Raw genomic sequence first — 2,447 nt, 5'->3', positions numbered from 1 at the left:
TCTCGCGGTCGCTGACCGCGGATCCGCAGCTGCGCTGGCTGGGCCCCGAGAAGGGCGTCATCCACCTGGCCACCGCCGCGCTGGTGAACGCGGTGTGGGATCTGCGCGCCAAGGAGGCCGGGGTGCCGCTGTGGCGGTTGCTGGCCGAGATGCCGACCGCGGATCTGGTGGCCTGCATCGATTTCCGGCACATCGCCGACGCGCTCAGCCCCGGGGAGGCGGCCGCGATCCTGGACAAGGGCGTGGCGGGGCAGCCGGAGCGGCTGGCGCAACTGCGGTCCGGTGGCCTGCCGTCGTACACCACGAGCGTGGGCTGGCTCGGGTATCCGGACGAGAAGGTGCGCGCGCTGGCCCGCGCGGCCTACGCGGACGGGTGGCGGGCGATGAAGATGAAGGTGGGCGGCGCGATCGAGGACGATGTGCGGCGTGCTCATCTGATCCGGGACGAGATCGGACCGGACGCGCTGCTGATGATGGACGCGAACCAGGTGTGGGACGTCGACGAGGCGATCGCGAACATGGCTCGGCTGGCGGTCGTCGACCCGTACTGGATCGAGGAGCCGACGCATCCCGACGACGTGCTCGGGCACGCCCGGGTGCAGCGGGCGGTGGCGCCGATCCGGGTCGCGACCGGCGAGATGGCGGCGAACCGGGTGATCTTCAAGCAGCTGTTGCAGGCCGAGGCGATCGGGGTGATGCAGGTCGACGCCTGCCGGGTCGGCGGCGTCCCCGAGGTACTCGCGGAGCTGTTGCTGGCGGCCAAGTTCGGCGTGCCGGTGTGCCCGCACTCCGGCGGCGTCGGGCTGTGCGAGCTGGTCCAGCACCTCTTCGCGTTCGACTTCCTGCGGGTCAGCACCTCGCTGGAGGGCCGCATGGTGGAGTACGTCGACCACCTGCACGAGCACTTCGCCGATCCGGTACGCACGCGCGACGGCCGCTACCTCCTGCCCGAGCAGCCCGGCTACAGCGCCACCATGCACCCGTCCTCGATCGCGCGGTTCTCCTTCCCGGACGGCCCGGCATGGCGCTCCTGAGCCGGACCGGCGACTCCCCCCGCACCGGCATCGTCCACTTCGGGCTCGGTGCCTTCCACCGCGCTCATCAGGCGGTCTACACCGAGGACGCGATGGCCGTGGCCGGCGGCGACTGGGGTATCGCCGCGGTCGCCCCCCGGTCCGCCGACGTGGTGACCGCCCTCCAGGCACAGGACCGGCTCTACAGCGTGACGTCGGTTTCCGCGCGCGGAAACGAGACGCGGGTCATCGGCGCCTTCTCCGAGGTGCACCGCGCGGCCGCCGATCCGGACGCGGTGGTCGCCCGGCTCGCCGACCCGGCGGTCCGCGTGGTCACGCTCACCATCACCGAGAAGGGCTACCACCTCGACCCGGTGGACGGTCGGCTGCTCGCGGCCGGCGACCTTGCCGCCGACCTGGAGACCGACCGGCCACCGCGGACCGTGCCCGGGCTGCTGGTCCGCGGGCTTGCCGCGCGGCGCAGGGCCGACGCCGGGCCGATCGCCGTGGTGAGCTGTGACACCGTGCCGTCCAACGGCCGCCGCACCCGCGACCTCGTCCGCCAGGCCGTGATGCACCACGATCGGCCCGGTCTGCTGGACTGGATCAACGAGCAGGTCACATTCCCCGGCACCATGGCGGACCGGATCGTGCCGGCCACCACCCCGGCGGTGCTGGCGGTGGCGGAGCGCGCGCTCGGCTGCACCGATCGGGCGGCGGTGCACGCCGAGCCGTACTCGAACTGGGTCATCGAGGACGACTTCCCAGGCGGGCGGCCGGCGTGGGACCTGGCCGGCGCCTCGTTCACCGACGACACCAGCGCCTGGGAGCGCCTGAAGTTGCGCGCGCTCAACGGCACGCACTCCGGGATCGCCTACCTGGGCGCGCTGGCCGGCTGTCCGACCGTGTCGGCCGCCCTCCAGATGCCCGGCCTGCGCGAGGTGATGAGCCGGTTCCTCGTCGCGGACGTGGCGCCCAGTCTCATCCCGCCGGACGGGATCACCGCAGGCGCATACGGCCGGCAGGTGCTCGACCGCTTCGCCAACCCGGCCATCGAGCACCGGACCGTGCAGATCGCGAGGGACGGCTCGCAGAAGCTGCCGCAACGCCTGCTGCACACCATCGCGGACCGGCGGGCCGCGGGCGCCGAGCCGCGCTGGGGAGCCATGATGGTCGCCGCCTGGATGCGGTACACGCGCGGGCGGGCCGACGACGGATCGCCGCTGCCGCTGGACGACCCGCTGGCCGACGAGATCCGCGCACGGCAGGCCGACCTGCTGACCCTGCGGGCGGTGTTCCCGCAGTCGCTGGCCGAGGACGAGGTGGTGCGCCGGCTGATCGACGAGTGGCTGGCCTCGTTCGACAAGCACGGCGTGGCGGCGACCGTGGCCGGAGCGGCGACATGAAAGACGCGCCGCTCGTCGGGCTGGTCGG

The 2,447-nt window shown here is 73.1% G+C and carries 2 protein-coding genes; both read left to right on the top strand.

Annotation, left to right across the window (positions count from 1 at the left end):
- A partial coding sequence (locus AB0M20_RS38225) for an enolase C-terminal domain-like protein (RefSeq protein ID WP_364305770.1) occupies positions 1 to 1,034 on the top strand: 1,034 nt, incomplete at its 5' end.
- Entirely contained in the window at positions 1,022 to 2,419 is a 1,398-nt protein-coding gene (locus AB0M20_RS38220) for a mannitol dehydrogenase family protein (protein WP_364305768.1), read from the top strand. The genes AB0M20_RS38225 and AB0M20_RS38220, both read left to right, overlap by 13 nt.
- Positions 2,420 to 2,447 lie beyond the last annotated feature (28 nt).

The organism is Actinoplanes sp. NPDC051633, assembly GCF_040681735.1.
Classification (GTDB): Bacteria; Actinomycetota; Actinomycetes; order Mycobacteriales; family Micromonosporaceae; genus Actinoplanes.
The sequence above is the reverse complement of the archived record's forward strand: the minus strand, read 5'-3'. Positions and strand labels throughout refer to the sequence as shown.